Below are 21,996 nucleotides of genomic sequence, written 5' to 3' on the forward strand. Positions count from 1 at the left end.
TGAGTTGAAAAAGCCCCCGCCCAGCGGGGGCTTTTTTATTGGGTTGACACCTATCAGGGGCGTCTATAGAATTGCGCCTCCTTTTAACGGGCGTATTGCGCCCGGTGGGAATAGCAGCCGGAGTCTGAAATCCAATGCAAAATCAGCAAATCCGTATCAGGTTGAAGGCTTTTGACCATCGCCTGATCGACCAATCCACCCAGGAAATCGTGGAAACCGCGAAACGTACTGGTGCTCAAGTGCGTGGTCCAATTCCACTGCCTACCCGTAAAGAGCGGTTCACCGTTCTGGTCTCCCCGCACGTCAACAAAGACGCGCGTGACCAGTACGAGATCCGTACTCATAAGCGCGTTCTGGACATCGTCCAGCCAACGGATAAAACCGTTGATGCACTTATGAAGCTTGATCTTGCGGCCGGTGTGGAAGTGCAGATCAGCCTCGGCTAAGACTCGGTCTTAGTCGTGTAACGCTCTGAAATGGGCGGCCATAGCGGGTGAAAGCCCCGTACACTCATGAGGTTTACAACATGACTATTGGTGTAGTCGGTCGTAAATGCGGTATGACCCGTATTTTCACCGAAGAAGGTGTCTCCATTCCGGTCACGGTCATTGAGATCGAGCCGAATCGCGTCACCCAGTTCAAAACTGAAGAGACCGATGGCTATCGTGCAGTGCAAGTCACTGTCGGCGAGCGTCGCGCTTCGCGTGTAACAGCAGCTCAGGCTGGCCACTTCGCCAAGGCGAACGTTGCCGCTGGTCGTACCGTAATGGAATTCCGCCTTGAAGAAGGCGAGTACCAGGCCGGCGATCTGATCAACGCTGAAATCTTCGCCGCTGGCCAACTGGTTGATGTAACCGGTCAGTCCAAGGGTAAAGGCTTCCAGGGTACGATCAAGCGTTGGAACTTCCGCGGGCAAGATAACACCCACGGTAACTCCGTATCCCACCGCGTTCCAGGCTCTATCGGCCAGTGCCAGACTCCTGGTCGTGTATTCAAGGGCAAAAAAATGTCCGGTCATATGGGCGCTGAGCGCGTGACCGTGCAGTCCCTCGAAGTAGTGCGCGTGGACGCTGAACGCAATCTGTTGTTGGTCAAGGGCGCTGTTCCTGGCGCTACTGGCGGCAACTTGGTTGTACGTCCAGCAGCCAAGGCTCGCGGTTAAGGGGAAGCTGACATGCAATTAAATGTAAATGACGCTCAAGCGATCGAAGTTTCCGAACTGACATTTGGCGGCGAATTCAACGAGACGCTGGTTCACCAAGCAGTCGTGGCCTACATGGCCGGCGGCCGTCAAGGTAGCAAGCAGCAAAAGACCCGTTCCGACGTTTCCGGTGGCGGCAAGCGCCCATGGCGTCAGAAAGGTACTGGCCGTGCTCGTGCCGGTACTATCCGTAGCCCAATCTGGCGTGGCGGCGGTACCACTTTCGCAGCTCGTCCTCAGGATCACTCCCAGAAGCTGAACAAGAAGATGTATCGCGCAGCAATGCGTTCCATCCTTGCTGAGCTGGTGCGTACTGATCGTCTGGTCGTGGTTCAGGACTTCGCTGTTGAAGCACCGAAAACCAAAGATCTGCTGAACAAGCTGAACGGCATGGGCCTGACTGACGTCCTGATCGTGTCTGACGCTGTTGATCAGAACCTGTACCTGGCTGCTCGCAACCTGCCACACGTCGACGTCCGTGACGTGCAAGGTTCCGATCCGGTCAGTCTGATCGCATACGACAAGGTGTTGATCACCGTGTCGGCCGTGAAGAAATTCGAGGAGCTGCTGGGATGAACCAGGAACGCGTATTTAAAGTTCTGCTTGGCCCGCACGTTTCCGAGAAGGCTACGGTTCTGGCAGATAAGAAAGGCCAGTTCGTTTTCAAGGTTGCTACCGACGCAACCAAGCTGGAAATCAAGAAGGCCGTCGAAAGCCTGTTCAGCGTGAAAGTAGAGCGCGTGACTACCCTGAACGTTCTGGGTAAAAGCAAGCGCACTGCTCGCGGTCTGGGCAAGCGTAATGACTGGAAGAAGGCAGTTATCTCCCTTCAGCCAGGCCAAGATCTCGATTTCAGCAGCAGTGCTGAGTAAGGAAGGGGTGCATCATGGCAATCGTTAAATGCAAACCGACTTCCCCTGGCCGCCGTTTTGTGGTCAAGGTGGTCAACCAGGAGCTGCATAAAGGCGCTCCTCACGCACCGCTGCTCGAGAAAAAATCGAAGTCTGGTGGTCGTAACAACAATGGCCGTATTACCACTCGTCACATCGGTGGTGGTCATAAGCAGCATTATCGTCTGGTCGACTTCCGTCGCAACGACAAGGATGGCATCGCTGCCACCGTCGAGCGTATCGAATACGATCCAAACCGTACTGCTCACATCGCTCTGCTGCTGTACGCAGATGGCGAGCGTCGCTACATCATCGCCCCTAAAGGCGTGAGTGCTGGCGACCAGCTGATCGCAGGTGCCCTGGCACCGATCAAGCCGGGCAACGCTCTGCAACTGCGTAACATTCCAGTTGGTAGCACCGTACACGGCATCGAATTGAAGCCAGGTAAAGGCGCACAGATCGCTCGTTCCGCTGGTGCTTCGGCTCAGCTGATCGCTCGTGAAGGTGTCTACGTGACCCTGCGTCTGCGTTCTGGTGAGATGCGTAAAGTACTGGCTGAATGCCGTGCGACCCTGGGCGAAGTCTCGAACTCCGAGCACAGCCTGCGTTCGTTGGGTAAAGCTGGTGCCAAGCGCTGGCGTGGCGTTCGCCCAACCGTTCGTGGTGTTGCCATGAACCCGGTTGACCACCCACATGGTGGTGGTGAAGGTCGTACCTCTGGTGGTCGTCATCCGGTATCGCCATGGGGCTTCCCGACTAAGGGCGCGAAGACTCGTGGTAATAAGCGTACCGACAAAATGATCGTCCGTCGTCGCAAGTAAATAGAGGGATACGACAGTGCCACGTTCTCTGAAAAAAGGTCCTTTTATTGATCTTCACCTACTGAAGAAGATCGAAGTGGCGGCGGAAAAGAACGATCGCAAACCAGTTAAGACCTGGTCGCGTCGTTCGATGATCCTGCCACAAATGGTCGGTTTGACCATCGCAGTACACAACGGTCGCCAACACGTCCCAGTTCTCGTGAACGAAGACATGGTCGGCCACAAACTGGGCGAGTTCGCCGGTACCCGCACATACCGTGGGCACGTGGCTGACAAGAAAGCCAAGCGTTAAGGGGTAAGGAAATGGAAGTAGCCGCTAAGTTGTCGGGCGCTCGAATCTCCGCCCAGAAAGCCCGCTTGGTCGCCGACCAGATCCGCGGGAAGAAGGTGGGCGAAGCGCTCAACCTGTTGGCTTTCAGCAGTAAGAAAGCCGCCGAGATCATGAAGAAAGTGCTGGAGTCGGCCGTAGCCAACGCCGAGCATAACGAAGGCGCAGACGTTGATGACCTGAAGGTCAGCACCGTTTTCGTCAACGAAGGGCGTTCGCTGAAGCGCATCATGCCACGTGCCAAAGGCCGTGCTGATCGCATCGTCAAGCGGTCTTGCCATATCACTGTCAAGGTTGCTGACAAGTAACGGAGTCGAAGAGATGGGTCAGAAAGTACATCCCATTGGCATTCGCCTGGGAATCGTCAAGGAGCACACCTCCGTCTGGTACGCAGACGGTCGGACTTATGCGGACTACTTGTTCGCTGATCTGAAGGTGCGTGAGTATCTCCAAGACAAACTAAAAAGCGCGTCCGTAAGCCGTATCGATATCCATCGTCCGGCGCAGACTGCACGTATCACCATCCACACCGCTCGTCCAGGTATCGTTATCGGGAAGAAAGGTGAAGATGTTGAGAAACTGCGTCAGGACCTGACCAAGCAAATGGGTGTGCCTGTGCACATCAATATCGAAGAGATCCGCAAGCCGGAGCTCGACGGTATGCTGGTTGCGCAGAGCGTAGCTCAGCAGCTGGAGCGTCGCGTAATGTTCCGTCGCGCTATGAAGCGCGCTGTACAGAACGCAATGCGCATTGGTGCCAAAGGCATCAAAATCCAAGTGAGCGGTCGTCTCGGCGGTGCTGAAATCGCACGTACTGAATGGTATCGCGAAGGTCGTGTGCCACTGCACACCCTGCGTGCCGACATCGACTATGCCAACTACGAAGCTCACACCACCTACGGTGTGATCGGTGTAAAGGTTTGGATCTTCAAAGGCGAAGTAATTGGTGGTCGCCAAGAAGAACTGAAGCCACAAGCACCAGCGCCTCGTAAAAAAGCTGCTAAGTAAGGGGTACGCCAAATGTTGCAACCAAAGCGTACGAAGTTCCGCAAGCAGATGACCGGTCACAACCGTGGCCTGGCATTGCGCGGTAGCAAAGTCAGCTTCGGCGAGTTCGCGCTGAAGTCTGTTGCTCGTGGTCGTCTCACCGCTCGTCAGATCGAGTCAGCGCGTCGTGCTCTGACCCGTCACGTAAAACGTGGCGGCAAGATCTGGATCCGTGTATTCCCGGACAAGCCTGTCACCAAGAAGCCACTCGAAGTTCGGATGGGTAAAGGTAAGGGTAACGTGGAGTACTGGGTTGCCCAGATTCAGCCAGGCAAAGTCCTGTATGAAATCGAGGGTGTTTCTGAAGAGCTGGCGCGTGAGGCTTTCGCCCTGGCTGCTGCAAAGCTGCCGCTCGCCACCTCCTTTGTTAAACGGACGGTGATGTGATGAAAGCGAATGAACTTCGTGAAAAATCAGCACAGCAGCTGAACGAGCAACTGCTCGGCCTGCTGCGCGACCAGTTCAATCTGCGTATGCAGAAAGCAACTGGCCAGTTGGGGCAGTCTCATCTGCTCTCGCAAGTTAAGCGTGACATCGCTCGCGTGAAAACTGTGCTCAACCAGCAGGCAGGTAAGTAATCATGGCTGAAGCCGAAAAAACTGTCCGTACGCTGACTGGCCGTGTTGTCAGCGACAAGATGGACAAAACCATCACCGTTCTGATCGAGCGTCGCGTTAAGCACCCGATCTACGGTAAATACGTTAAGCGTTCGACTAAGCTGCACGCGCACGACGAAACCAATCAGTGCCACATCGGCGACAAAGTCACTATTCGTGAAACTCGTCCGATGGCCAAGACCAAGTCTTGGGCGCTGGTTGATGTTCTCGAACGCGCTGTGGAAGTCTAAGGGCTAGGGGTCGGAGAAATTATATGATTCAGACTCAATCCATGCTCGATGTGGCCGATAACAGCGGCGCTCGCCGTGTTATGTGCATCAAGGTGCTGGGTGGCTCCCATCGTCGTTACGCTGGTATCGGTGACATCATCAAAGTTACCGTCAAGGAAGCAATTCCTCGCGGTAAGGTGAAAAAAGGCCAAGTGATGACTGCTGTCGTAGTCCGCACTCGCCATGGCGTCCGTCGTGCTGACGGCTCCATCATCCGCTTTGATGGCAACGCTGCTGTTCTGTTGAACAACAAGCAAGAGCCGATCGGCACCCGTATCTTTGGGCCAGTGACCCGTGAACTTCGTACTGAGAAGTTCATGAAGATCGTCTCGCTCGCCCCAGAAGTGCTGTAAGGAGATCCGACATGCAAAAGATTCGTCGTGACGACGAGATCATCGTGATCGCCGGCAAAGACAAAGGTAAGCGCGGTAAGGTGCTGAAGGTTCTTGCTGACAACCGTCTGGTTGTTGGTGGTCTGAACCTGGTCAAGCGTCATACCAAGCCTAACCCGATGTCGGGCGTACAGGGCGGTATCGTCGAGAAAGAAGCGCCACTGCACGCTTCCAACGTCGCCATCTTCAACGGCGAAACCAACAAGGCTGACCGCGTTGGTTTCAAAGTAGAAGACGGTAAGAAAATTCGTGTCTTCAAGTCGACCCAAAAAGCGGTTGATGCTTGAACACTGCTAGGTAGAAGACCATGGCACGACTAAAAGAGATTTACCGGAAGGAAATCGCACCGAAACTTAAGGAAGAACTTAAGCTTTCGAACGTGATGGAAGTTCCGCGCGTTACCAAAATCACCCTGAACATGGGTCTGGGCGAAGCGATCGGCGACAAAAAAGTCATCGAGCACGCTGTTGCCGACCTGGAAAAGATCACCGGTCAGAAAGTCGTCGTGACTTACGCTCGGAAATCCATCGCTGGCTTTAAAGTCCGTGAAGGTTGGCCGATCGGCGTCAAAGTGACCCTGCGCCGTGAGCGTATGTACGAGTTCCTGGATCGTCTGCTGTCGATCTCCCTGCCTCGGGTTCGCGACTTCCGCGGCCTGAATGCCAAGTCCTTCGATGGTCGTGGCAACTACAGCATGGGCGTTAAAGAGCAGATCATTTTCCCGGAAATCGATTACGACAAGATCGACGCTCTCCGCGGTCTGGACATTACCCTGACCACCACTGCTCGGACGGATGACGAAGGTCGCGCACTGCTGCGCGCTTTCAAATTCCCGTTCCGCAACTGATTGGAGTAGGAAAATGGCCAAGAAGAGCATGAAAAACCGTGAGCTGAAGCGTCAGCTCACCGTTGCCAAGTACGCCACCAAGCGTGCAGCGCTGAAAGCTATCATCGTTGATCTGAACGCAAGTCCAGAAGCGCGTTGGGAAGCTACCGTAGCCCTGCAGAAGCAGCCACGTGACGCAAGCGCCTCGCGCATGCGTAACCGCTGCCGCCTGACTGGTCGTCCGCACGGCGTGTACCGCAAGTTCGGCCTTGGCCGTAACATGCTGCGTCAAGCTGCAATGCGTGGTGACGTTCCAGGTCTGGTTAAAGCCAGCTGGTAAGCACTGTCAAAGTCGCGGCGTTCGGGATCGCAAGATCCTGACCGTCGGTGACCTTGAACATGAATCAAGCCCCTATTGGGGCTTGATTCATTTGTGGGGTGTGTCTAGAATACCCGGCTCGCCTGAGCCCGTGTTTTTATTGCACGGATGCGCTCGGCGACACGTACTAGCCGAAAGGCTAATTTTTTGTGTATTAGGAGCGTCTAGCCCATGAGTATGCAGGACCCGTTAGCGGACATGCTAACTCGTATCCGTAATGCCCAGATGGCTGAAAAGTCCGTCGTAAGCATGCCATCTTCTACTTTGAAGGTAGCTGTTGCCAAAGTCCTGAAGGACGAAGGTTACATTGCGGGTTATCAGATCAGCAGCGAAATCAAGCCACTGCTGTCCATCGAGCTGAAGTACTTCGAAGGCCGTCCGGTCATCGAGGAAGTGAAGCGCGTTAGCCGTCCAGGCCTGCGTCAGTACAAGTCCGTCGATGATCTGCCAAAAGTTCGTGGCGGTCTCGGTGTGTCTATCGTCTCCACCAACAAGGGTGTGATGACGGATCGTGCTGCGCGCGCTGCCGGTGTCGGCGGCGAAGTTCTTTGCACTGTGTTCTAAGGGGGATAAGCATGTCACGCGTCGCTAAGAACCCCGTTAAGCTGCCAGCCGGTGTCGAAGTCAAATTCGCAGGCCAACAGCTTTCGGTGAAGGGTGCCAAGGGCACTCTGCAACTGAACATCCATTCGTCCGTTGAGATCGTTGAAGAAGCTGGTGAGCTGCGTTTCGCTGCTCGCAATGGCGATCAACAGACTCGCGCAATGGCTGGTACCACTCGTGCGTTGGTAAACAACATGGTCCAAGGCGTAAGCCAAGGCTTCGAGCGCAAGCTCCAGCTGGTCGGTGTTGGTTACAAAGCGCAAGCAAAAGGCACAGTGCTGAACCTGGCTCTTGGCTTCTCGCACCCAGTGGATTATGAACTGCCGGAAGGCATCACCGCTGAGACTCCTAGCCAGACCGATATCCTGATCAAGGGCATCGACAAGCAGCTGGTAGGTCAAGTGGCCGCCGAGATCCGCGACTTCCGTCCACCAGAGCCGTACAAAGGCAAAGGTGTGCGCTACGCGGACGAAGTCGTCCGTCGTAAAGAAGCCAAGAAGAAGTAGGGCATAGCAAATGACCGACAAAAAAGTTACTCGACTGCGTCGCGCTCGCAAAGCACGCCTGAAAATGCACGAACTCGAAGTCGTGCGTCTCTGCGTGTTCCGCTCGTCGCAGCACATCTACGCCCAGGTCATTTCGGCCGACGGCAACAAAGTCCTGGCAAGTGCCTCGACTTTGGATAAAGAACTGCGTGATGGTGCCACTGGCAACATCGACGCGGCCACTAAGGTTGGCCAGCTGGTCGCTACGCGTGCTAAAGCCGCTGGCGTCTCGCAGGTGGCTTTCGACCGCTCTGGCTTCAAGTACCACGGTCGCGTCAAGGCGCTGGCTGATGCTGCTCGTGAAGCTGGGCTGGAGTTCTAAGTTATGTCAAATAACGACCAAAAGCGCGACGAAGGCTACATCGAGAAGCTGGTTCAAGTTAACCGCGTAGCCAAAACCGTTAAAGGCGGCCGTATCTTCACTTTCACTGCGTTGACCGTAGTGGGTGATGGTAAAGGCCGTGTTGGCTTCGGCCGTGGCAAGTCGCGTGAAGTGCCTGCTGCGATCCAGAAGGCAATGGAAGCTGCTCGCCGCAACATGATCCAGGTTGATCTGAACGGCACCACTCTGCAGTACGCAATGAAGTCCGCCCACGGCGCTTCGAAGGTGTACATGCAGCCTGCTTCTGAAGGTACCGGTATCATCGCTGGCGGCGCTATGCGTGCTGTCCTCGAAGTTGCTGGCGTTCAGAACGTTCTGGCCAAGTGCTACGGCTCGACTAACCCGGTAAACGTGGTTCACGCCACTTTCAAGGGTTTGAAAGCAATGCAGTCTCCTGAATCCATTGCCGCCAAGCGTGGCAAAAGCGTCAAGGAGATCTTCTGATCATGGCTACCGTAAAAGTTACGCTGATCAAAAGCATGACCGGCCGCATCCCTAACCACAAACTGTGCGTTAAGGGTCTGGGTCTGCGTCGCATCGGTCACACTGTAGAAGTCCTGGATACTCCCGAGAATCGCGGGATGATCAACAAGGCTTACTACATGCTGCGTGTCGAGGGTTAATCGATGAAACTCAATGATCTGAGTCCAGCGCCGGGTTCCCGTCGCGAAAAGCATCGTCCGGGCCGTGGTATCGGTAGTGGTTTGGGCAAGACCGGTGGCCGTGGCCACAAAGGTCAGACCTCCCGCTCCGGTGGCACCATTGCTCCAGGCTTTGAAGGCGGTCAACAGCCGCTGCATCGTCGCCTGCCGAAGTTCGGTTTCGTTTCCCTGAAAGCCATGGACCGCGCAGAAGTGCGTCTGTCCGAGCTGGCCAAAGTGGACGGCGACATCGTCACCGTGCAGTCCCTGAAGGATGCCAACGTGATCAACCAGAACGTTCAGCGTGTGAAAATCATGCTGTCGGGCGAAGTTGCTCGTGCTGTCACCATCGGAAAGGGAATCGGCGCCACCAAAGGTGCGCGTGCGGCTATCGAAGCAGCTGGCGGCAAGTTCGAGGAATAAATGGCTAAGCAAGGTGCTCTCTCTGCGCTCGGCAAAGGCGGTATGTCTGAACTCTGGGCTCGTCTGCGTTTTCTGTTCCTGGCGATTATCGTCTACCGAATAGGCGCACACATCCCGGTTCCAGGTATCAACCCGGACCGACTCGCGGACCTGTTTCGACAGAATGAGGGGACCATTCTTAGCTTGTTCAACATGTTTTCCGGCGGCGCGCTGGAGCGGATGAGCATCTTTGCACTGGGGATCATGCCGTACATTTCGGCATCGATCATCATGCAATTGATGAGCGCCGTCAGCCCGCAGCTGGAGCAGTTGAAGAAGGAAGGTGAAGCTGGCCGTCGCAAGATCAGCCAGTACACCCGCTACGGCACTGTCGTCCTCGCTCTCGTTCAAGCCATTGGCATGTCCATCGGCTTGGCGGGGCAGGGCGTTTCGTTCACTGCTGACTTCAGCTTTCATTTCGTTGCGGTAACCACTTTTGTGGCGGGCGCGATGTTCATGATGTGGCTGGGTGAGCAGATTACTGAGCGTGGTGTTGGCAACGGTATCTCGATGTTGATTTTCGCAGGTATCGTCGCCGGTCTTCCGAGAGCGATCGGGCAGTCTTTCGAGTCTGCGCGTCAGGGTGATATCAACATTTTCGCCCTGGTTGCCATCGGTCTGCTGGCAGTAGCGATTATCGGTTTCGTGGTGTTCATTGAGCGTGGCCAGCGTCGTATTGCTGTTCACTACGCCAAGCGTCAGCAGGGCCGCAAGGTATTTGCTGCGCAGACTAGCCACTTGCCGTTGAAGGTGAACATGGCCGGCGTAATTCCGGCTATTTTCGCGAGCAGCATCCTGCTGTTCCCGGCTTCGTTGGGTGCCTGGTTCGGCCAGTCTGAAGGTATGGGCTGGTTGCAGGACATCTCGCAGTCGATCGCTCCTGGTCAGCCGTTGAATATTCTGCTGTTTAGTGCAGGGATTATTTTCTTCTGCTTCTTCTATACGGCGTTGATGTTCAATCCGAAAGACGTAGCGGAAAACCTGAAGAAGTCCGGTGCCTTTATTCCGGGCATCCGTCCAGGTGAGCAGTCTGCGCGCTACATTGATGGCGTTCTGACTCGCTTGACCATGTTCGGTGCTCTTTACATGACGGCCGTCTGTCTGTTGCCCCAGTTCCTGGTGGTTGCGGCAAACGTACCGTTCTACCTTGGCGGGACCTCGTTGCTGATCGTGGTCGTGGTTGTGATGGACTTCATGTCCCAAGTACAATCGCACCTCGTTTCGCACCAGTACGAATCCCTGATGAAGAAAGCCAACCTGAAGGGCTACGGCAGCGGCATGTTGCGCTGAGTAGCGTCCATAAGGTTCGAGGAGTTGGTGATGAAAGTTCGTGCATCGGTGAAAAAGCTGTGCCGTAACTGCAAGATTATTCGCCGCGAAGGTGTTGTTCGGGTAATTTGCAGCGCGGAACCGCGTCACAAACAGCGCCAAGGCTGAGTGTGATTGTGCTTTAAGCCCGGCAGCTAGTGCGCTGCCGGGTTGATTATTTGTTATTACAGCGATATTATCTCGCGCCCTATTTCTTGGCTTCCGGGGCGTAGGTAGCTGTCAATTGGAGTCCCACTGAATGGCCCGTATTGCAGGCGTCAACATTCCAGATAACAAGCATACTGTTATCTCGCTGACCTACATCTATGGTGTTGGTCGCACTACTGCACAGAAAATTTGTGCAGTGACTGGGGTCAACCCAGCGGCAAAGATCAAAGATCTGAGCGACGAGCAGATTGAACAGCTGCGTGGCGAAGTGGCGAAGTTCACCACTGAAGGTGACCTGCGTCGCGAAATCAACATGAAAATCAAGCGCTTGATGGACCTCGGTTGCTATCGCGGTCTGCGTCATCGTCGTGGTCTGCCAGTACGCGGTCAGCGTACCAAGACCAACGCGCGTACCCGTAAAGGTCCGCGTAAGCCGATCCGCAAGTAATCGCCCCAGCGAATCGACAGGAATTTAATCATGGCAAAACCTGCTGCTCGTCCTCGTAAAAAAGTTAAAAAGACAGTGGTTGATGGCATCGCCCACATCCATGCTTCTTTTAACAACACCATCGTGACCATTACCGACCGTCAAGGTAACGCTCTTTCCTGGGCTACCTCCGGTGGTTCGGGTTTCCGCGGTTCCCGCAAGTCCACCCCGTTCGCTGCTCAAGTAGCTGCTGAGCGTGCTGGTCAAGCTGCGCTGGAATACGGCCTGAAAAACCTCGACGTCAACGTCAAGGGTCCAGGTCCAGGTCGTGAATCCGCAGTCCGCGCTTTGAACGGCTGTGGCTACAAGATCGCCAGCATCACCGACGTGACGCCAATCCCGCACAACGGGTGCCGTCCGCCGAAGAAGCGCCGCGTGTAATCCAGGAGATTGTAAAGAATGGCTCGTTACATTGGTCCAAAATGCAAACTCGCTCGTCGCGAAGGCACCGATCTTTTTCTGAAGAGCGGCGTGCGCGCGATCGAATCGAAGTGCAACATTGAAGCAGCACCTGGTATCCACGGCCAACGCCGCGGTCGCCAGTCCGACTACGGCACCCAACTGCGTGAAAAGCAGAAGGTCCGTCGTATCTACGGCGTTCTCGAGCGTCAATTCAGCGGCTACTACAAAGAAGCTGCTGGCAAGAAAGGCGCAACCGGCGAAAACCTGTTGCAACTGCTCGAATGCCGCCTGGACAACGTTGTATACCGTATGGGTTTCGGTTCTACTCGTGCCGAATCTCGTCAGCTGGTATCGCACAAGTCGATCAGCGTTAACGGTCAGACCGTAAACGTTCCGTCCTACCAGGTTCGTGCTGGTGACGTGGTTGCTGTTCGCGAGAAAGCAAAGAACCAACTTCGCATTGTCCAAGCTCTCGATCTGTGTGCCCAACGTGGCCGCGTAGAATGGGTAGAAGTAGACACTGAGAAGAAGTCGGGCGTTTTCAAGAACGTTCCTGCTCGCAGTGATCTGTCCGCCGACATCAACGAAAGCCTGATTGTCGAGCTCTACTCCAAGTAAGGGCTAGAAAATAGGTGCATCCATGCAGATTTCGGTAAATGAGTTCCTGACACCCCGCCATATTGATGTGCAGGTTGTCAGTCCAACCCGCGCCAAGATCACGCTCGAGCCTCTCGAGCGTGGTTTCGGCCACACCCTGGGCAACGCGCTGCGCCGCATCCTGTTGTCCTCAATGCCCGGCTGTGCAGTAGTCGAGGCCGAGATTGACGGTGTGCTCCACGAGTACAGCGCCATCGAAGGTGTACAGGAAGACGTAATTGAAATCCTGTTGAACCTTAAAGGTCTGGCTATCAAGCTGCACGGTCGTGACGAAGTTACGCTGACCTTGTCGAAGAAGGGTTCGGGGGTGGTTACCGCTGCCGATATTCAGCTGGATCATGATGTCGAGATCGTTAACCCCGATCACGTAATCGCTAACCTGGCGTCTAACGGCGCCCTGAACATGAAGCTCACCGTAGCTCGTGGTCGTGGTTATGAACCGGCAGACTCGCGTCAGAGCGATGAAGACGAAAGCCGCAGCATCGGTCGCTTGCAGCTTGACTCTTCGTTCAGCCCAGTTCGCCGTATCGCATACGTGGTGGAAAACGCCCGTGTCGAACAGCGTACCAACCTGGACAAGCTGGTTATTGATCTGGAAACCAACGGTACCCTGGATCCTGAAGAGGCTATCCGCCGTGCTGCAACCATCCTGCAACAGCAGTTGGCTGCGTTCGTCGACCTCAAAGGTGACAGTGAGCCAGTGGTTGTCGAGCAGGAAGACGAGATCGATCCGATCCTGCTTCGCCCGGTTGACGATCTGGAACTGACTGTACGTTCGGCTAACTGCCTTAAGGCGGAAAACATCTACTACATCGGCGACCTGATTCAGCGTACCGAAGTAGAGCTGTTGAAGACTCCGAACCTTGGCAAGAAATCCTTGACTGAAATCAAGGACGTTCTGGCCTCCCGCGGTCTGTCCCTCGGCATGCGCCTCGACAACTGGCCGCCTGCAAGTCTTAAGAAGGACGACAAGGCGACTGCCTGATCGTCGTAATCACCGAACGTTGTGTTTGGTAAGGAATGAACCATGCGTCATCGTAAAAGTGGTCGTCACCTGAGCCGCACCAGCTCGCACCGCAAGGCCATGTTCCAAAACATGGCGGTGTCGCTGTTCGAGCACGAGCTGATCAAAACTACACTGCCGAAAGCCAAAGAACTGCGTCGCGTTGCTGAGCCGCTGATCACTCTGGCCAAGACAGATAGCCTGGCTAACCGCCGTCTGGCTTTCGACCGTACTCGTTCGAAAGCTATCGTTGGTAAGCTCTTCAACGACCTGGGCAAGCGTTACGCTACCCGTGAGGGTGGCTACCTGCGCATCCTCAAGTGCGGTTTCCGCGCTGGCGACAACGCGCCTATGGCGTACGTCGAGTTGGTTGATCGTGCTACCAGCGGTGAAGCTGTATCCGCTGAGTAAGTCGGCAACATACAAAAAACCGGGCCTTGTGCCCGGTTTTTTGTTGCCTGAAGGAAAGCAGGCAAGCCGTTTCGACTGGCTTGGCTATTGGCAAGTATTCAGCGTTAGATAATGACTATCGATGTCCATGATTTAATGAATTTGGATACTGTCATTAATATGATCAATACTCCTTTCCAGCCGATTAGCCGGCAGTTCGAAGACCGACCTAGGAAGATTGAGCATGAGCCAGATCAAAACGCTTACGACCGCCAGCGGCGCTCCTGTCGCCGATAACCAGAACTCTCGTTCCGCCGGCCCGCGCGGCCCGCTGCTGCTCGACGACTTTCATTTGATCGAGAAGCTTGCTCACTTCAACCGCGAAAACATCCCTGAACGTCGCGTGCATGCCAAAGGCTCGGGCGCCTACGGTACATTCACCGTCACCCAGGACATCACTCAGTACACCAGCGCCAAGTTGTTCGAGTCGATCGGCAAGCAGACGCCCACCTTCCTGCGGTTCTCTACCGTGGGTGGTGAACGTGGTTCGGCCGACACTGAACGCGACCCGCGCGGCTTCGCCCTGAAGTTCTACACCGAGGAAGGCAACTGGGACATCGTTGGCAACAACACGCCGGTATTCTTCATTCGTGATCCGTTGAAGTTTCCAGACTTCATCCACACCCAGAAACGTCTGCCGCAAAGCAATCTGAAAAGCGCCCAGGCGATGTGGGATTTCTGGTCGCATTCGCCTGAGGCGTTGCACCAGGTCACCATTCTGTTCTCCGATCGCGGTATTCCGGATGGCTACCGCCACATGCACGGCTTCGGCAGCCACACCTACAGCCTGATCAACGCGCAGGGTGAGCGCCACTGGGTGAAGTGGCACTACAAGACCCAGCAAGGGATCAAGAACCTCGCGCCGGCAGAGGCAGCACGCCTGGCGGGTACCGACCCGGATTACGCCCAGCGTGACTTGTTCGGCGCCATCGAGCGTGGTGACTTCCCGAAATGGAGCGTTTGCATCCAGGTCATGACCGAGGCCCAGGCCGCAGCCCATTACGAGAATCCGTTTGACGTCACCAAGACCTGGTCGCAGAAAGAGTTTCCGCTGATCGAAGTCGGTGTGCTCGAGCTCAACCGTAACCCGCTGAATTACTTTGCCGAAGTCGAGCAAGCGGCATTTGGCCCTAGCAACATGGTGCCAGGGGTTGGCCTCTCGCCGGACCGCATGCTGCAGGGCCGTGTCTTCGCCTACGCTGATGCGCACCGCTACCGTGTGGGCACCAATCACCAGCAATTGCCGGTGAATGCGCCGCGCAGTCCGGTCAATACCTACCAGCGCGACGGCGCCATGACGTTTGGCAGCAATGGCGGGGCGGCCCCAAACTACGAGCCTAACAGCTACGTGGAGGCACCGAAGCAGGCCCCGCGTTACGCAGAACCAGCACTGGCCCTCAGTGGCGCGGCGGACCGTTACGACCATCGCGAAGACACCGACTACTACAGCCACGCCGGAGCGCTGTTCCGCTTGATGAACGATGAGCAGAAGGCGCTGTTGATCAGCAACATCGCCGGCGCTATGGGAGGCGTGTCGGCAGATGTGGTTGACCGTCAGTTGCAGCATTTCTTCAAGGCCGATGTTGCCTATGGAGAGGGCATCGCAAAAGCCTTGGGTGTAGCGCTTAACTAAGTCTAAACGAGAAGCAGAACCGCCCTCATTAGGGCGGTTTTTGCGTTATTTAACCTGGTTTTCTCGGATTTTCTTCGCTTTTGTTGCGTTGAGCCAGTGACCTTGCGGTCAGCTTGGTTCAAACTACAGCCTTTAAAAGCTTGTGGAGATGTAGGGCGATGCAAGGTCACCCAGACGTAATCGATTACCTCAACACGTTGCTGACAGGCGAACTGGCAGCCCGTGATCAATATTTCATCCATTCGCGGATGTACGAGGATTGGGGTTTTACCGAGCTCTACGAACGTATCAACCACGAGATGGAAGAAGAGACCCAGCACGCCGATGCGCTGATGCGTCGGATCCTGATGCTCGAAGGCACGCCACGCATGCGCGCCGATGACCTCGACGTCGGTACCACGGTGCCCGATATGCTCGCCGCCGACCTGCGCCTGGAATACAAAGTCCGCGCTGCGCTGTGCAAAGGCATCGAGCTCTGCGAACAGCACAACGACTACGTGACCCGCGAGATCCTGCGGATCCAGCTCGCCGACACCGAAGAAGACCACACCTACTGGCTGGAGAAGCAGTTGGGTCTGATCAAGCTGATCGGGTTGGAAAACTACTTGCAATCGCAGTTCTGATTGCTGGGAAAGGGAACGCAGAGCGTCCCAGGCTGCATTCCCACGCAGAGCGTGGGAACGATCAAGCCCCTGTCATCGGTGAGATGACAGGGGCTTTTTCGTGCTCGGGTGAAATCAGTCCCGATCACGTTCCAGCAGCGGCTTGAGGTAGTAGCCGGTGTAGGACTGCTTCATCTCGGCCACTTGTTCCGGCGTCCCTACGGCGATGATCTGGCCACCCTTGGAGCCGCCTTCCGGCCCCAGGTCCACCAGCCAGTCAGCGGTCTTGATCACGTCCAGGTTGTGTTCGATCACCACCACGGTGTTGCCGTGGTCACGAAGGCGGTGCAGTACGTCGAGCAATTGCTGGATATCGGCGAAGTGCAGGCCTGTGGTCGGCTCGTCGAGGATATACAGGGTCTTGCCGGTGTCGCGCTTGGACAGCTCGCGGGACAACTTGACCCGCTGGGCTTCACCGCCGGACAGCGTGGTTGCCGACTGCCCCAGCTTGATATACGACAGGCCGACATCCATCAGCGTCTGGAGCTTGCGCGCCAGGGCCGGCACCGCGTCGAAGAACACTCGGGCCTCCTCGATGGTCATCTCTAGGGTTTCGTGGATGTTCTTGCCCTTGTATTTGATCTCCAGGGTCTCGCGATTGTAGCGCTTGCTCTTGCACACATCGCACGGCACGTAGATGTCTGGCAGGAAGTGCATTTCCACCTTGATCAGGCCATCGCCCTGGCAGGCTTCGCAGCGCCCGCCCTTGACGTTGAACGAGAAACGCCCTGGGCCGTAGCCACGCGAACGGGACTCCGGCACGCCGGCGAACAGTTCGCGGATCGGTGTGAACAGCCCGGTATAGGTCGCCGGGTTCGAACGCGGGGTGCGGCCAATCGGGCTCTGGTCGATGTCGACCACCTTGTCCAGGTGCTCCAGGCCCTTGATGCTGTCGTGGGCGGCCGCTTCCAGGGTCGTGGCGCCGTTCAGGGCCGTGGCGCTGAGGGGGAACAGGGTATTGTTGATCAGCGTCGACTTGCCGGAGCCAGACACGCCGGTAACGCAGGTCAGCAGGCCGATCGGGATTTCCAGGTCGACGTTGCGCAAATTGTTGCCGCGAGCACCCTTGAGGGTCAGCGACAACTTCTTGTTGCGCGGCGTACGTTTGGCCGGGACCTTGATCTTGACCCGACCCGACAGGTATTTGCCCGTCAACGAATCAGGGTGCGCCATGACTTCGGCAGCGGTGCCCTGGGCGACGATATGCCCGCCATGCACGCCCGCGCCCGGGCCGATGTCGACCACGTAGTCAGCCAGGCGGATGGCGTCCTCGTCGTGCTCGACCACGATCACCGTGTTGCCGATGTCCCGCAGGTGCTTCAGGGTTCCGAGCAACCGGTCGTTATCCCGTTGGTGCAGGCCGATGGACGGCTCGTCGAGGATGTACATCACCCCCACCAGGCCGGCGCCGATCTGGCTGGCGAGGCGGATACGCTGGGCTTCGCCGCCGGACAGGGTGTCGGCGCTGCGATCGAGGGTCAGGTAATCCAGGCCGACGTTCACCAGGAACTGCAGGCGCTCGCGGATTTCCTTGAGGATCTTGTCAGCGATTTCGCCCCGACGGCCGGTGAGCTTCAAACCGCCGAAATAATCGGTGGCGTCGCCAATCGGCAGGTTGGTCACCGCCGGCAGCGTTTTCTCGCCGACCCACACATGCCGCGCTTCGCGACGTAGACGGGTGCCACGGCAATCCGGGCAGGGCTGGGTGCTGAGGAACTTGGCCAGTTCTTCGCGCACGCTGGCCGATTCGGTCTCGCGGTAGCGTCGCTCCAGGTTCGGCACGATGCCCTCGAACGGGTGTGAGCGCTTGACGATATCGCCGCGGTCGTTGAGGTATTTGAAGTCGACATTCTGCGAGCCGCTGCCCTGCAGGATGAATTTCTGCTGGTCAGCGGGCAACTCGTTGAACGGCTTGTCCAGGCTGAACTTGTAATGGGCCGCCAGCGAACCGAGCATCTGGAAGTAATAGACGTTGCGCCTGTCCCAGCCGCGAATCGCGCCTTCGGCCAAGGTCAGCTCGCCATTGACCAGCCGCTTGGTGTCGAAGAACTGCTTGACCCCCAGGCCGTCGCAGGTCGGGCAGGCGCCAGCCGGGTTGTTGAAGGAGAACAGCTTGGGTTCCAGCTCGCTGATGGCGTGGCCGCAGATCGGGCAGGCGAAGCGCGCGGAGAAAATGATTTCCTCGCCAGGCTCGTCGTCCATCGGCGCGACCAGGGCGATGCCGTCGGCCAGTTTCAGCGCCGTCTCGAAGGACTCGGCCAGCCGCTGTTGCAGGTCGGCCCGGACCTTGAAGCGGTCGACCACTACATCGATCGAATGCTTCTTCTGCTTATCCAGCTTCGGCAATTCGTCCAGTTCGCACAGTTTGCCGTTGACCCGGGCCCGCACGAAGCCCTGGGCGCGCAGTTCTTCGAAAACCATCAGGTGTTCGCCCTTGCGCTCGCGAATCACTGGCGCCAGCAGCATCAGCTTGCTGCCTTCCGGCTGGGCCAGCACCAGGTCGACCATCTGGCTGACGGTCTGGGCTTCCAGGGGAATATCGTGATCGGGGCAGCGGGGAATGCCGACCCGGGCATACAGCAAACGCAGGTAGTCGTAGATCTCGGTGATGGTGCCGACCGTCGACCGGGGGTTATGGGAGGTCGACTTCTGTTCGATGGAAATGGCCGGCGACAGGCCTTCGATGGTGTCGACGTCGGGTTTTTCCATCATCGACAGGAACTGCCGGGCGTAGGCCGACAGCGATTCGACATAGCGTCGCTGGCCTTCAGCGTACAACGTGTCGAAGGCCAGGGATGATTTGCCGGATCCGGACAGGCCGGTGATGACGATCAGCTTGTCCCGTGGCAGGGTCAGGTCGATGTTCTTCAGGTTGTGGGTACGGGCCCCACGAATCAGGATCTTGTCCAAAGTGGCCTCGCTCGGCGGGCGTCGAAAACGTAGGAGTATACGGGCAAATACTGGATGGATGCACACTATCGAAGGTGCGATTGCAGCCATACATGAAGACTGCGCGGCAAACAGTCGCCATATACCCTCTCAATCGATGGGACTGGTAGAATCGCCGCCGGTTCACATGAGGTTTTTCCATGCAAGATCCCCACAGCGAACGCATGAGTAGTGGCGAGACACGCGCAGCAAGCGGTCTGGCCCTGGTGTTCGCCTTCCGTATGCTGGGCATGTTCATGGTGTTGCCGGTGCTGGCGACCTATGGCATGGACCTGGCTGGCGCGACCCCGGCCCTCATCGGGTTGGCGATTGGCGCTTATGGCCTGACCCAGGCGATCTTCCAGATCCCGTTCGGGGTCATTTCCGACCGCATCGGCCGGCGTCCGGTCATCTACCTGGGGCTGATCGTCTTCGCCCTTGGCAGTGTGCTGGCGGCCAATGCCGACTCGATCTGGGGCGTGATCGCCGGACGCATCCTACAGGGCGCCGGGGCTATTTCCGCGGCTGTCATGGCGCTGCTGTCAGACTTGACCCGCGAACAGCATCGGACCAAGGCCATGGCCATGATCGGCATGACCATTGGTCTGTCGTTCGCCGTAGCCATGGTGGTAGGCCCCTTGCTGACCCGTGCCTTTGGCTTGTCGGGCCTGTTCCTGGCGACCGGCGCCATGGCGCTGGTGGGCATCCTGATCGTGGCGTTCATGGTGCCGCACGCCACCGGGCCGTTGCAGCACCGGGAGTCCGGGGTGGCGCGCCAGGCATTGATCCCGACGCTCAAGCACCCGGACCTGTTGCGCCTGGACCTGGGCATTTTCGTGCTCCACGCCATGCTGATGTCCAGCTTCGTGGCCCTGCCGCTGGCCCTGGTCCAGAAGGCCGGCCTGCCCAAGGAGCAGCACTGGTGGGTCTACCTGACGGCGCTGCTGATTTCGTTCTTCGCCATGATTCCGTTCATCATCTATGGCGAGAAGCGACGCAAAATGAAACGAGTTTTGCTCGGCGCCGTCATGACGTTGATGCTCACTGAGCTATTCTTCTGGCAGTTCGGCGATAGCTTGCGGGCGCTGGTGATCGGCACGGTGGTGTTCTTTACCGCGTTCAATCTGCTGGAAGCATCGCTGCCGTCGTTGATCAGCAAGGTTTCACCGGCGGGCGGCAAGGGCACGGCGATGGGGGTCTATTCCACCAGTCAGTTCCTGGGTTCGGCGTTGGGCGGGATCCTCGGCGGCTGGCTGTTCCAGCATGGCGGTTTGTCGGTTGTGTTCCTGGGTTGTGCCGCGCTGGCTGCACTTTGGTTCGCCTTTGCTGTTACCATGCGCGAACCTCCCTATGTGACGAGCCTGCGCTTGCCCTTATCGCCCGAGGCGATTCGTGAGGCTGGCCTGACCGAGCGTCTGAAGGCCGTCGTTGGAGTAACCGATGCAGTGGTGGTCGCCGACGAGGCGGCCGTGTATATCAAACTCGACACCGAATTATTGGATCGCGCGACGCTCGAGCGCCTGGTGAACAACCCGGCCCCGACCACGTGCGAAGCCTAGGAGAACGTTATGGCCCGTGGGGTTAACAAAGTCATATTGGTCGGTACTTGCGGCCAGGATCCCGAAGTTCGCTACCTGCCGAACGGCAACGCCGTGACCAACCTGAGTCTGGCGACCAGCGAACAGTGGACCGACAAGCAGACCGGCCAGAAGGTCGAGAAGACCGAATGGCACCGCGTGTCGATGTTCGGCAAAGTGGCTGAGATCGCCGGCGAATACCTGCGCAAGGGTTCGCAGGTGTACATCGAAGGCAAGCTGCAGACCCGCGAGTGGGAAAAAGACGGCATCAAGCGCTACACCACCGAAATCGTGGTCGACATGCAAGGCACCATGCAACTGCTGGGCGGCCGTCCACAAGGCGACCAGCAACAAGGTGGCAACAACTACCAGCAGTCGGCTCCGGCCCCGCGTCAGCAGGCGCCTCGTCCGCAGTCGGCGCCACAGCCACAACGCGAACGCCCGGCCCCACAACAGGCCGCGCCGCAACCGGCTCCGGATTTCGACAGCTTTGATGACGATATTCCGTTCTGATTACTGGTTGAGACTACTCCGCCAATAGTTTGAAAACAGGCCCCAAGCGCACTCTGCCCTTGGGGCTTTTTTATTTATTGGCGCAGGCCAGGTTCATGACTTGAGGACACCGGGCAATCCCGGTCATGCTCACAAATCCAGATCCAATACTTCCTGCATCCTCTCGCCAATCGACTGCCTCAACCACTCGGCATGGAACGCCATGTCCCGCACCGTTACATCCGAAAACCGAAGTTCGATCGGCTTGCCATTGTCCCCGGCGAAGCACACCACAAAGTGACAAAAGTTGGCGGAAGCGGTCGTTATGTAGGGCCTGATGGAATGGATATCGCTGTACGGCACGCATTCTTCGGTGGTTTGCCGGGCAGGGCGGCGCTGGGTGAAGGTGAGGCGTTGCTGGCGTTCGTCGAAGCAGAAGCCAAGCACCTGGGGCCCGGAGGCGAGCCAGTTGATCACGCAGACGGCCGCGAATGCGCTGATGAACATGAGCGCTAGAATCAGTGGATCTTCGATCATTCTCATGTGAATGGACGACAGACCTTCGACCTTGAACAGCATCATGGTAAACACTGCCAGCCCGTAGACGGGCAGGGCCAGTAACATCCCCGCAGCGTAAATCATGGTGCCCAGGAATCCCGGCCTGGATACGTCGCTTGAGCAATCCCACGTGGGCGGGTGCCGTGGCGCTGATGTAGCGGTCGGGAACGGGGATTCGACCAGTCGCGGCGGGCGTTTGCGTTTCATACGGCTGGCTCTTGGGAAAAATGCCCGGCCATTCTTATCGTTATTGCTCAAGTACGCCTAG

At 57.0% G+C, this 21,996-nt stretch carries 34 protein-coding genes; 32 read left to right on the forward strand and 2 right to left on the reverse strand.

What is annotated here, in order from left to right:
• Window positions 1-134: 134 nt before the first annotated feature.
• From rpsJ to bfr, 30 genes are all read left to right on the forward strand, one after another.
• On the forward strand, window positions 135-446 hold the full coding sequence (gene rpsJ / locus AB4O22_RS29940) for a 30S ribosomal protein S10 (RefSeq protein ID WP_003186070.1): 312 nt from the start codon (window positions 135-137) through the stop codon (window positions 444-446).
• A gap of 80 nt (window positions 447-526) precedes the next feature.
• Window positions 527-1,162, forward strand: coding sequence for a 50S ribosomal protein L3 (gene rplC / locus AB4O22_RS29945; RefSeq protein ID WP_003186059.1), 636 nt, complete (start codon window positions 527-529; stop codon window positions 1,160-1,162).
• A 12-nt stretch (window positions 1,163-1,174) separates the two neighbouring features.
• Window positions 1,175-1,777, forward strand: a complete 603-nt coding sequence (gene rplD, locus AB4O22_RS29950) for a 50S ribosomal protein L4 (protein ID WP_003186057.1) — start codon at window positions 1,175-1,177, stop codon at window positions 1,775-1,777.
• Window positions 1,774-2,073, forward strand: a complete 300-nt coding sequence (rplW, locus tag AB4O22_RS29955) for a 50S ribosomal protein L23 (protein ID WP_002555488.1) — start codon at window positions 1,774-1,776, stop codon at window positions 2,071-2,073. Before rplD ends, rplW begins: the two co-directional genes overlap by 4 nt.
• Before the next feature lie 14 nt (window positions 2,074-2,087).
• On the forward strand, window positions 2,088-2,912 hold the full coding sequence (gene rplB, locus AB4O22_RS29960; RefSeq protein ID WP_003186055.1) for a 50S ribosomal protein L2: 825 nt from the start codon (window positions 2,088-2,090) through the stop codon (window positions 2,910-2,912).
• A 16-nt stretch (window positions 2,913-2,928) separates the two neighbouring features.
• Complete coding sequence (gene rpsS / locus AB4O22_RS29965; RefSeq protein WP_002555486.1) at window positions 2,929-3,204, forward strand: 30S ribosomal protein S19; 276 nt, start codon at window positions 2,929-2,931, stop codon at window positions 3,202-3,204.
• An 11-nt stretch (window positions 3,205-3,215) separates the two neighbouring features.
• On the forward strand, window positions 3,216-3,548 hold the full coding sequence (rplV, locus tag AB4O22_RS29970; RefSeq protein ID WP_003103908.1) for a 50S ribosomal protein L22: 333 nt from the start codon (window positions 3,216-3,218) through the stop codon (window positions 3,546-3,548).
• 13 nt (window positions 3,549-3,561) lie between these two features.
• On the forward strand, window positions 3,562-4,248 hold the full coding sequence (gene rpsC, locus AB4O22_RS29975) for a 30S ribosomal protein S3 (RefSeq protein ID WP_003176422.1): 687 nt from the start codon (window positions 3,562-3,564) through the stop codon (window positions 4,246-4,248).
• 12 nt (window positions 4,249-4,260) lie between these two features.
• Complete coding sequence (gene rplP, locus AB4O22_RS29980) at window positions 4,261-4,674, forward strand: 50S ribosomal protein L16 (protein ID WP_003186052.1); 414 nt, start codon at window positions 4,261-4,263, stop codon at window positions 4,672-4,674.
• Window positions 4,674-4,865, forward strand: a complete 192-nt coding sequence (gene rpmC, locus AB4O22_RS29985) for a 50S ribosomal protein L29 (RefSeq protein WP_002555481.1) — start codon at window positions 4,674-4,676, stop codon at window positions 4,863-4,865. The genes rplP and rpmC overlap by 1 nt, the downstream gene beginning before the upstream one ends.
• Window positions 4,866-4,867: 2 nt before the next feature.
• Window positions 4,868-5,134, forward strand: coding sequence for a 30S ribosomal protein S17 (gene rpsQ, locus AB4O22_RS29990; protein ID WP_003194644.1), 267 nt, complete (start codon window positions 4,868-4,870; stop codon window positions 5,132-5,134).
• A 23-nt stretch (window positions 5,135-5,157) separates the two neighbouring features.
• A complete protein-coding gene (rplN, locus tag AB4O22_RS29995; RefSeq protein WP_002555479.1) occupies window positions 5,158-5,526 on the forward strand; it encodes a 50S ribosomal protein L14 in 369 nt (122 codons plus the stop codon).
• A gap of 11 nt (window positions 5,527-5,537) precedes the next feature.
• Entirely contained in the window at window positions 5,538-5,852 is a 315-nt protein-coding gene (rplX, locus tag AB4O22_RS30000) for a 50S ribosomal protein L24 (RefSeq protein WP_003186046.1), read from the forward strand.
• Between the two features lie 20 nt (window positions 5,853-5,872).
• The gene (gene rplE, locus AB4O22_RS30005) at window positions 5,873-6,412 is read left to right on the forward strand and encodes a 50S ribosomal protein L5 (RefSeq protein WP_003186044.1); all 540 of its coding nucleotides are present in this window, start codon (window positions 5,873-5,875) and stop codon (window positions 6,410-6,412) included.
• 13 nt (window positions 6,413-6,425) lie between these two features.
• Window positions 6,426-6,731 carry a 30S ribosomal protein S14 gene (gene rpsN, locus AB4O22_RS30010; RefSeq protein ID WP_003186042.1) on the forward strand — a complete coding sequence of 102 codons (306 nt, stop codon included), beginning with the start codon at window positions 6,426-6,428 and terminating at the stop codon, window positions 6,729-6,731.
• A gap of 210 nt (window positions 6,732-6,941) precedes the next feature.
• Window positions 6,942-7,334: a 30S ribosomal protein S8 gene (rpsH, locus tag AB4O22_RS30015; RefSeq protein WP_003186040.1), complete on the forward strand. Its 393-nt coding sequence runs from the start codon at window positions 6,942-6,944 to the stop codon at window positions 7,332-7,334.
• An 11-nt stretch (window positions 7,335-7,345) separates the two neighbouring features.
• Complete coding sequence (rplF, locus tag AB4O22_RS30020) at window positions 7,346-7,879, forward strand: 50S ribosomal protein L6 (RefSeq protein WP_003186039.1); 534 nt, start codon at window positions 7,346-7,348, stop codon at window positions 7,877-7,879.
• Between the two features lie 10 nt (window positions 7,880-7,889).
• Complete coding sequence (rplR, locus tag AB4O22_RS30025) at window positions 7,890-8,240, forward strand: 50S ribosomal protein L18 (protein ID WP_003186037.1); 351 nt, start codon at window positions 7,890-7,892, stop codon at window positions 8,238-8,240.
• A 3-nt stretch (window positions 8,241-8,243) separates the two neighbouring features.
• Window positions 8,244-8,744 carry a 30S ribosomal protein S5 gene (gene rpsE / locus AB4O22_RS30030; protein ID WP_003186035.1) on the forward strand — a complete coding sequence of 167 codons (501 nt, stop codon included), beginning with the start codon at window positions 8,244-8,246 and terminating at the stop codon, window positions 8,742-8,744.
• Between the two features lie 2 nt (window positions 8,745-8,746).
• Window positions 8,747-8,923: a 50S ribosomal protein L30 gene (gene rpmD / locus AB4O22_RS30035; protein ID WP_003186033.1), complete on the forward strand. Its 177-nt coding sequence runs from the start codon at window positions 8,747-8,749 to the stop codon at window positions 8,921-8,923.
• 3 nt (window positions 8,924-8,926) lie between these two features.
• Window positions 8,927-9,364: a 50S ribosomal protein L15 gene (gene rplO / locus AB4O22_RS30040; protein ID WP_003186032.1), complete on the forward strand. Its 438-nt coding sequence runs from the start codon at window positions 8,927-8,929 to the stop codon at window positions 9,362-9,364.
• Window positions 9,365-10,693, forward strand: a complete 1,329-nt coding sequence (gene secY / locus AB4O22_RS30045; RefSeq protein WP_003186029.1) for a preprotein translocase subunit SecY — start codon at window positions 9,365-9,367, stop codon at window positions 10,691-10,693.
• 30 nt (window positions 10,694-10,723) lie between these two features.
• Window positions 10,724-10,840: a 50S ribosomal protein L36 gene (rpmJ, locus tag AB4O22_RS30050; RefSeq protein ID WP_002555468.1), complete on the forward strand. Its 117-nt coding sequence runs from the start codon at window positions 10,724-10,726 to the stop codon at window positions 10,838-10,840.
• Window positions 10,841-10,970: 130 nt separating this feature from the next.
• Window positions 10,971-11,327, forward strand: coding sequence for a 30S ribosomal protein S13 (gene rpsM / locus AB4O22_RS30055; RefSeq protein ID WP_003186020.1), 357 nt, complete (start codon window positions 10,971-10,973; stop codon window positions 11,325-11,327).
• 30 nt (window positions 11,328-11,357) lie between these two features.
• Window positions 11,358-11,747 (forward strand): 30S ribosomal protein S11, encoded by a 390-nt coding sequence (gene rpsK / locus AB4O22_RS30060; RefSeq protein WP_002555466.1) that lies wholly within the window; start codon window positions 11,358-11,360, stop codon window positions 11,745-11,747.
• Window positions 11,748-11,765: 18 nt separating this feature from the next.
• Window positions 11,766-12,386: a 30S ribosomal protein S4 gene (gene rpsD, locus AB4O22_RS30065; RefSeq protein WP_003176404.1), complete on the forward strand. Its 621-nt coding sequence runs from the start codon at window positions 11,766-11,768 to the stop codon at window positions 12,384-12,386.
• 22 nt (window positions 12,387-12,408) lie between these two features.
• On the forward strand, window positions 12,409-13,410 hold the full coding sequence (locus tag AB4O22_RS30070) for a DNA-directed RNA polymerase subunit alpha (protein WP_003186012.1): 1,002 nt from the start codon (window positions 12,409-12,411) through the stop codon (window positions 13,408-13,410).
• Window positions 13,411-13,452: 42 nt separating this feature from the next.
• Window positions 13,453-13,839, forward strand: coding sequence for a 50S ribosomal protein L17 (gene rplQ / locus AB4O22_RS30075; protein WP_003186009.1), 387 nt, complete (start codon window positions 13,453-13,455; stop codon window positions 13,837-13,839).
• Window positions 13,840-14,062: 223 nt separating this feature from the next.
• Window positions 14,063-15,511, forward strand: coding sequence for a catalase (locus AB4O22_RS30080; protein WP_460095684.1), 1,449 nt, complete (start codon window positions 14,063-14,065; stop codon window positions 15,509-15,511).
• A 158-nt stretch (window positions 15,512-15,669) separates the two neighbouring features.
• On the forward strand, window positions 15,670-16,134 hold the full coding sequence (gene bfr / locus AB4O22_RS30085) for a bacterioferritin (protein WP_003206084.1): 465 nt from the start codon (window positions 15,670-15,672) through the stop codon (window positions 16,132-16,134).
• Between the two features lie 114 nt (window positions 16,135-16,248).
• Here bfr and uvrA read toward each other — a convergent pair whose 3' ends face one another.
• On the reverse strand, window positions 16,249-19,083 hold the full coding sequence (gene uvrA / locus AB4O22_RS30090) for an excinuclease ABC subunit UvrA (protein ID WP_223471838.1): 2,835 nt from the start codon (window positions 19,081-19,083) through the stop codon (window positions 16,249-16,251).
• Window positions 19,084-19,262: 179 nt separating this feature from the next.
• On the opposite strand from uvrA, the gene AB4O22_RS30095 reads away from it, so the two are divergent.
• Window positions 19,263-20,660 (forward strand): MFS transporter, encoded by a 1,398-nt coding sequence (locus tag AB4O22_RS30095; protein ID WP_003206080.1) that lies wholly within the window; start codon window positions 19,263-19,265, stop codon window positions 20,658-20,660.
• Window positions 20,661-20,669: 9 nt separating this feature from the next.
• Complete coding sequence (locus AB4O22_RS30100) at window positions 20,670-21,191, forward strand: single-stranded DNA-binding protein (protein WP_003206078.1); 522 nt, start codon at window positions 20,670-20,672, stop codon at window positions 21,189-21,191.
• Between the two features lie 129 nt (window positions 21,192-21,320).
• Here the strand turns inward: AB4O22_RS30100 and AB4O22_RS30105 are convergent, their stop codons facing one another.
• Window positions 21,321-21,935, reverse strand: a complete 615-nt coding sequence (locus AB4O22_RS30105) for a hypothetical protein (protein WP_172681421.1) — start codon at window positions 21,933-21,935, stop codon at window positions 21,321-21,323.
• Window positions 21,936-21,996: the final 61 nt, after the last annotated feature.

Source organism: Pseudomonas sp. S3_B11 (genome assembly GCF_054667715.1).